This window comes from Variovorax atrisoli (genome assembly GCF_014195185.1).
GTDB classification, from domain to species: Bacteria; Pseudomonadota; Gammaproteobacteria; order Burkholderiales; family Burkholderiaceae_C; genus Variovorax; species Variovorax atrisoli.
Map to the genome: position 1 here is coordinate 1 of NZ_JACIBG010000021.1, position 7837 is coordinate 7837.

The 7837-nt window shown below is 66.5% G+C and carries 2 protein-coding genes; both read right to left on the reverse strand.

What is annotated here, in order from left to right; translation table 11 throughout:
• Positions 1-6992, reverse strand: a 6992-nt coding sequence (locus FHY06_RS34600) for a non-ribosomal peptide synthetase (RefSeq protein WP_184607682.1), incomplete at its 3' end; no start/stop codon positions are given.
• The coding region (locus FHY06_RS34605) for an AMP-binding enzyme (RefSeq protein ID WP_260310880.1) at positions 6992-7837 on the reverse strand (846 nt) is incomplete at its 5' end. The genes FHY06_RS34600 and FHY06_RS34605, both read right to left, overlap by 1 nt.

Here is a 7837-nt window from a genome sequence, read left to right on the forward strand (position 1 = left end):
TCGTGCGCTGCGATCGCATGAATCATCGGAGCTTGTTGCACGTCGATGCGGTAGTGCGCGGGGTCGACGTGGGCCTGAAGCTGGGCGGGGACGTCGGATGCTCCAGCCTCCAGCCATTGCAGCTTGAGCTCCGCATGCCGCTGCACCACCTGCACCGGCTCCTTCAGCCCCTCCCACAGCACCGCCGTGCGCAGGATGTCGTGACGCTCGATCACGCGGTTGAAGCTTTGCACGAACCCCTCCAGCCGTTCCCGGCTGTCGAACCCCAGCGCGTGCGAGGTGATGTACGCATCTCCCTCGGTCTGCAGCAGGTGGTGGAACAGCATCCCCTCCTGCAGCGGCGCCAGCGGGTAGATGTCCTGGATGTTCAGGGCTCCACCCGTGACCTTCGCCTCGATCCGCTTGATCTGTGCTTCGTCCAGTTCGATCAGCGTGAGCATGTCCGGGCGGATCGCCTCGCAGGCTTCGGGAATTCTGTTCGGCGGCACCACCACCTCCACCCGCTCCTGCTCCTGCAGCAGCGCCTGCGCGAAGGCTCCCAGCTGCGGGTGCTGGAACAGCGTGCGCACCTGCACGCTCCAGCCACGCTCGCGCACGCTCTCCAGCAGCCTCAGCGCCAACAGGGAATGGCCGCCCAGTTCGAAGAAATTGTCGTTGCGGCCCACACGAGTCACGCCCAGCACCTCGGCCCAGATGGCTGCCAGAGCCTCCTCGACCTCGCCCTCGGGAGCCTCGTACGCCCTCTCGCTCGTGAACTCCGGTGCGGGCAGCGCCTTGCGGTCCACCTTCCCGTTCGCGTTCAGCGGCAGCACCTGCAGCTCCACGATCACGCTCGGGACCATGTAGTCCGGCAAGGCTTCACTCAGGCGCTCTCGCAGCTTCGCTGTGTCGATGCCATTGCCCGAGACATAGCCCACGAGCCTCGTGCCCGCTGGACCTTCGTTTGCCACGACGACCGCCTCACGCACTTCAGGCTGCCCCTGCAGCCCCGCCTCGATCTCCCCCAGCTCGATGCGGAACCCCCGCACCTTCACCTGGTGGTCGATCCGGCCCAGGTATTCCAGCTGACCCTCGTTGTTCCACCGCACAAGGTCTCCCGTGCGGTACAGCCTGCTTCCGTTGTCGGTTGCAATGAACCTCTCGGCTGTGAGCCCTGCTCGCTTCAGGTACCCCCGAGCCAGATTGATGCCCCCCAGGTACAGCTCCCCCGCCACCCCCACAGGCACCTCGTTCAGGCTCCCGTCCAGCACGTACGCCTGCGTCTGGCTGATCGGACGCCCGATCGGCACCTGGCTGCTGCCGTCGTCCCGGCACGTCCAGTGCGTCACGTCGATCGCCGCTTCCGTCGGGCCGTACAGGTTGTACAGCTTCGCCTGCGGCAGCCTTGCGAACACCTTGTCCCGGGCTTCCGCCGGCAGCGCCTCTCCGCTGCACACGATGCGCCTGAGGCTCGTGCACGCCTTCGCCCCCTCGTACGCCAGGAACGCCTGCAGCATCGAAGGAACGAAGTGCAGCGTGTTGACCTGGTGCTCACCGATCAGCTCCACCAATCGGGCCGGGTCCCGGTGATCCCCGGGGTGGGCCACCACCAGCTTCGCCCCGTACATCAGCGGCCAGAAGAACTCCCACACCGACACGTCGAAGCTGAACGGGGTCTTCTGCAAGACTCTGTCTGCTTCACCCAGCTCGTAGGCCTGCTGCATCCACGCCAGCCGGTTGTGCAGCGAGCGGTGGCGGTTCGCTGCGCCCTTGGGACGGCCCGTCGAACCTGACGTGTAGATCACGTAGGCCAGGTGTTCGCCGTGCAGGTCGACTTGCGGATTACTGTCGGGCTCGGACGACGTGTCGAGCGTGTCGAGTTCGAGCACCTTGGCCACTCCAGCGACAGGCACCAGTGCACGCAGGTGGCTCTGCGTCAGCAGCATTCCGATGCCACTGTCCTCGACCATGTACGCCAGCCGGTCCCCCGGGTACTCCGGGTCCAGCGGCACGTACGCACCTCCGGCCTTCACGATCCCCAGGATCCCCACCACCATCTCGATGGAGCGCTCCACCGCGATGCCCACCAGCACCTCGGGGCCCACGCCCTGGGCCATCAGCCGATGTGCGAGCTGGTTCGCCCTCGCGTTGAGTTCGCCGTAGCTCAGCTTCTCTTCTCCGAACACCAGTGCGGGTGCTTCAGGGTGCTGCTGCGCCTGGCGCTCGATCAGGCGATGAACAGGCTCTACGTCTTCGTGGCGCTGCGGGTTCTCGCTCCAGGTCTGCAGCTGGCTTCGCTCGGCCGCCGACATCACCTCCAGCTCACGGATCGCCCGCGCAGGCTGCTGCCCCAGCGCCTGCACGAGTCCGCCGATGGCCATGTGCATGAAGTTGCAGATGCGCTGCGCATCCACGCTCTCCACGATCTGCGCCACCAAGGCGAAGCCGTCCCCGAGGTCGTCCACCGACATCACGAACGGGTAGTTCGTGCGCTCCTCCGCGGACAGCACTTCCATGCCCTCCCAGGGGCGCACGGGTTCGCCCTGTGCCACGGCTGCGCCGTGGCGGTAGTTCAGCAGCGCCGAGAACAGCGGCGTGCCCCCCGGCAGCGCACTGCAGCGCTGTGCCAGCGACAGGTTCGCGTGCTCGTGGTGCAGCAGCTGCGTGAGCGCCTCGTGCGTCTCCTTCACGCACGCCTGTATCTCTCTGGCTCCCAGCCTCACCCTCAGCGGCAGCGTGTTGATGAACAACCCCAGCGCCCTCTGCGCCCCCTCCCCGCCCTGCATCCGCCCGAACAACACCGTGCCGAACACCACGTCGTCCTTGCCCGTGGCCTTGCCCAGCACCAGCGCCCACGCCAGGTGGAACAGCGTCGCCGCACTCACCCCATGGCGCTGTGCTTCTCTTCGGATCTCTTGTGCGAGCTGGGCATCGAGCCTCAGCCGGGCTTCTTCTACCCGCGTGCCGTCTCCCTGCACGTCCAGCAGGTTGAACGGCGCCGTCGGCTCGTCCACGTCTGCCAGCATCTGGCGGAAGAACGCCTCGTGCTCGTCCTGGCTCACCCCGAGTCTTGCCTGCGCCACGTAGTTCCGGAAGGGAACAGGCGCAGGCAGTTCATCGAATCTGTCCTGCTGGATCAGTGCGATCTCCTGCACCAGGAAGTCCAGCGTCGTGTGGTCCAGCACCATGTGGTGGCTGGGCAGTTGCAGCAGCCAGCGGCCTTGTGCGGGATCGTGCGCGGCGATCGCATGAATCATCGGAGCTTGTTGCACGTCGATGCGGTAGTGCGCGGGGTCGACGTGGGCTTGAAGCCGCTCTGCTGCATTCGATCCGTCTTCTTCGAGCCACTGCAGCCTCAGCTTGGCATGCCGCTGCACCACCTGCACCGGCTCCTTCAGCCCCTCCCACAGCACCGCCGTGCGCAGGATGTCGTGCCGCTCGATCACGCGGTTGAAGCTGTCTACGAACCGCTCCAGCCTCTGACGGCTGTCGAACCCCAGCGCGTGCGAGGTGATGTACGCATCCCCTTGCGTCTGCAGCAGGTGGTGGAACAGCATCCCCTCCTGCAGCGGCGCCAGCGGGTAGATGTCCTGGATGTTGGTTGCTCCTCCGGTCACCTTCGCCTCGATCCGCTTGATCTGTGCTTCGTCCAGTTCGATCAGCGTGAGCATCTGCGGTTCGATCGCCTCGCAGTCTTCGGGAATTCTGTTCGGCGGCACGACCACTTCCACCCGCCCCTGCTCCTGCAGCAGCGCCTGCGCGAAGGCGCCCAGCTGCGGGTGCTGGAACAGCGTGCGCACCTGCACGCTCCAGCCACGCTCGCGCACGCTCTCCAGCAGCCTCAGCGCCAGCAGCGAGTGACCACCGAGCTCGAAGAAGTTGTCGTTGCGGCCCACGCGAGCCACTCCGAGGACTTCGGCCCAGATGGCTGCCAGAGCCTCCTCGACCTCCCCCTCGGGCGCCTCGTACGCCCTGTCGCTCGTGAACTCCGGTGCGGGCAGCGCCTTGCGATCCACCTTCCCGTTCGCGTTCAGCGGCAACGCCTGCAGCTCCACGATCACGCTCGGGACCATGTAGTCCGGCAGCGCCTCGCCCAGCTTCTGCTTGAGCACTGCCGTATCGATGCCTTGGCCCGAGACATAGGCCACCAGCCGGGTCCCGGCCGGGCCTTCGTTCGCCACGACCACCGCCTCCCGGACCTCCTCCTGGGCCTGCAACCCCGCCTCGATCTCCCCCAGCTCGATGCGGAACCCCCGCACCTTCACCTGATGATCGATCCGGCCCAGGTATTCCAGCTGGCCCTCATTGTTCCACCGCACCAGGTCCCCCGTGCGGTACAGGCGCTGCCCCTTCTCTGTTGCGATGAAGCGCTCCGCGGTCAAGGCGGCTCGCTTCAGGTACCCCCGAGCCAACCCCTCCCCACTGACATACAGCTCCCCCGCCACCCCCTGCGGCACGGGCCCCAGCTGTCGGTCCAGCACCTGCATCCCCAGGTCCGGGATCGCCACACCCATCGGGCTGCGCTGCTGACCCAGGTCCGCCCGCGTGATGCGCCGGTAGGTCACGTGCACCGTCGTCTCGGTGATGCCGTACATGTTGATCAGCTGCGGGCTGCCGTCCCCGTAGCGCTCGATCCAGGGCCTCAGCCGCTGCGGGTCCAGCGCCTCGCCTCCGAAGATCACCGCGCGCAGCGCCAACCCTCCCTCCAGCGCCTGCGGCAGTGCCACCAGCTGCCCGAAGGCCGATGGCGTCTGGTTCAGGATGCTCACGCGCTGCGCGCGCAGCAGCTGCAGGAAGTCCTCCGGCGAGCGGCTCACCCAGAACGGCACGACCACCAGCTTGCCCCCGGTGCACAGCGCTCCGAAGATCTCCCACACCGAGAAGTCGAAGGCGTAGGAGTGGAACATCGTCCAGACATCGTCTGGCGAGAAGCCGAACCAGTGCTGCGTGGCGTCCAGCAGTCGCGTCACGTTGCGGTGGCACAGCTGCGCGCCCTTGGGGCGGCCTGTGGAGCCCGATGTGTAGATGACGTAGGCCAGGTTCTCGCCGTGCAGCGCGACCTGCGGGTTGCCGTCGGGCTCGGACGCGGTATCGAGCGTGTCGAGCACCAGCACCTGGAGTGATTCGGCCCCGGGCAGTGCGCCCAGGTGGCTCTGGGTCAGCAGCAGCTCGATGCCGCTGTCTTGCACCATGTAGGACAGGCGATCTGCGGGGTACTCGGGGTCCAGGGGCACGTAGGCGCCGCCGGCCTTGAGCACCGCCAGGATGCCCACCACCATCTCGATGGAGCGTTCCACCGCGATGCCCACCCGGCTCTCGGGCTTCACGCCCAGGGCGATCAGGCGGTGGGCCAGGCGGTTCGCCTTCGCGTTGAGTGCGCCGTAGCTCAGGGACTCATCGCCGAAGACCAGTGCAGTGGCATCCGGATGCTGCGCCGCCTCGCGCTCTATACGGCTGTGGATCGGGTCGCCGACTGAGGATTCCTGAGATTGGTGTTGCGATCCCCACTGCTGCAGCTGCAGCAGTTCCGCCTCGTCCAACAGCTTCACGTCACCCACAGTCTGCTCGGGTCGCTCGGCCAATGCCTCCAGCAAAGCCAGGTAATGCCCCGCCATGCGCTCGACGGTCTGCGGCTCGAACAGCTCCGCCGCATATTTGAAGCTCGCCCGCACGCGACCGTCGGCGTCTTCGCTGGTGTCCAGCGTCAGTTCGAACTGCGCGGCCTGCGTGCCCAGGTCGTACTCGGTCATCGTGAGACCCGACAGGCTGTCGAGTGCCTTGAAATCCCCACGCTGGTGATTGAACATGACCTGGAACAGCGGGCTGGTGCTCAGGCTGCGTTCTGGCTGCAATGCCTCCACCAGTTGCTCGAACGGCAGGTCCTGGTGGGCCTGCGCGCCCAGCGCGGCCTCCTTCGCGCGCGCCAGCACCTGCGTGAGGCTCTCGCGGCTGTCCAGCACGCTGCGCAACAGCTGCGTGTTGACGAAGAAGCCGACGACGCCTTCCGTCTCCACCCGGTGACGGTTGGCGATCGGCACGCCCACACGGATGTCGGACTGGCCGGTGTAACGGTTCAAGAGCACCTGGAAGCCCGCGAGCAAGATCATGAACAGGGTCGCACCCTGGCCCTGCGCGCGCTTCTGCAGCCCCTTGACCAGTGCCTCCGGCAATTCGAAGGCGTGGCGCGCGGCGCTGTAGCGTCCGTCTGCTCGCCTGGCGTGATCGGCCGGCAACTGCAGTACAGGCTGATCGGTACCGACGTGCGATGTCCAATAGCCGAGCTGGCGTTCACGCTCGCCGGCCTCGAGCCAGTTGCGCTGCCAAACAGCGTAGTCCGCGTACTGAACCGGCAGCGGCTGCAGATCCGCGTCTTCGGCACCGCCCTGCACGCGCGCGCGATATTGCGCGACGAACTCGTCCACGATGATCTGCATCGACCAGCCGTCGGACACGATGTGATGCATCACCACGACGAGCATGTGCTCCTGGGGCGCAAGGCGGATCAGGCCGACCCGCAGCAACGGGCCGGTGGTCAAATCGAAGGGGGTGTCGCTCAAGCGATGCGCCTCTTCCCGAAGGCGGAGCTCTCGCGAATCGCGCCCGGCAATGGCGTCGAGGTCCACGACGGCGATGTCGAACTCGACACTCTCGTGAATCACCTGTTCGGCAAGACCGCCTGCCTGGGCCCGGAACGTGGTGCGCAGCGACTCGTGGCGCTGCACCAGCGCGTCGAAGCTCGCGCGCACGGCCGCGACATCCAGCGCACCGGTGAGCCTGAGCGCACCGCTGATGTGGTACGCGGTGCTCGACGGATCGAGCTGCCACAGGAACCATTGGCGCAGCTGTGCGTAGGAAAGATGGCAATGATCCGGCGACGACGTGTCGCGCGCCAGGATCGGAAACTGCCCGAGCGTGAGCCCCTCGGCGCGAATCTTCTGATAGACCGTGCGCCGCTGTTCAGGCGTCAGTCGCGAGAAGCGCTCCGCGATGCGACGGGTTGCAAGGGTTTCCATCAAACAGCCTCCATGCTGTCAAGCAGTGAATCGATTTCCGAAAGGGCCTGGGTGGCCGGTTTCATCAGGTTCTTGTCGGCGATGAGAGTCCCCATCTCCGTGAGTACGGGGTGCAGGAAGACATCCCTGATCGCGAGGTCCATCTGCATGGCGCTCTGGACTCGGGCGACTGTCTGGGCGGCGAGCAACGAGTGACCGCCGAGTTCGAAGAAGTTGTCGTTGCGGCCCACACGGGTCACGCCCAGCACCTCGGCCCAGATCGCTGCCAGGGTCTCTTCGACCTCGCCCACCGGCGCCTCGTACGCCCGGTCGCTCGTGAACTCCGGCGCTGGCAGCGCCTTGCGGTCCACCTTCCCGTTCGCGTTCAGCGGCAGCGCCTGCAGCTCCACGATCACGCTCGGGACCATGTAGTCCGGCAGTGCTTCGCCCAGCTTCTGCTTGAGCACTGCCGTGTCGATCACCTGGCCCGCGTTGCCCGAGACATAGGCCACGAGCCTCGTGCCCGCCGGCCCCTCATTCGCCACCACAACTGCTTCTCTGACCTCCGGCTGGGCTTGCAGCCCCGCCTCGATCTCCCCCAGCTCGATGCGGAACCCCCGCACCTTCACCTGATGATCGATCCGGCCCAGGTACTCCAGCTGGCCCTCGTTGTTCCACCGCACAAGGTCCCCCGTGCGGTACAGGCGCTGCCCCTTCTCTGTCGCGATGAAGCGCTCGGCCGTGAGCCCGGCCCGCTTCAGGTAGCCCCGAGCCAGGTTGATGCCCCCCAGGTACAGCTCCCCCGCCACCCCCACAGGCACCTCGTTCAGGCTCCCGTCCAGCACGTACGCCTGCGTCTGGCTGAT